This window comes from Flagellimonas flava (assembly GCF_050617915.1).
GTDB lineage: Bacteria > Bacteroidota > Bacteroidia > Flavobacteriales > Flavobacteriaceae > Flagellimonas > Flagellimonas flava_A.
Genome location: NZ_JBODQE010000188.1, coordinates 1 through 235, shown reverse-complemented (window position 1 = coordinate 235; position 235 = coordinate 1). Strand labels below are relative to the sequence as shown.

Genomic DNA, 235 nt, shown 5'->3' with positions numbered 1-235 from the left:
CGATGCCTGGTCCGCCCCCTCGCGTGCCGAGCAACTGCTGGCCGGTCTGGGTTTCCGCCCCGATCAGTGGATGCTGCCCGTGCGCGAGTTCTCCGGTGGCTGGCAAATGCGCCTGTCCCTGGCCCGCGCCCTGATGGCACCTTCTGACCTGCTCTTGCTGGACGAACCCACCAACCACCTGGACTTGGACGCCATGCTCTGGCTGGAACGCTGGTTGGGCTCCTACCCCGGCACG

The 235-nt window shown here is 67.7% G+C and carries 1 protein-coding gene; it reads left to right on the top strand.

Annotation, left to right across the window (positions count from 1 at the left end; translation table 11 throughout):
• Positions 1–235: ATP-binding cassette domain-containing protein (locus ACRHOZ_RS21490; RefSeq protein ID WP_431130439.1), on the top strand; the 235-nt coding region annotated here is incomplete at both ends.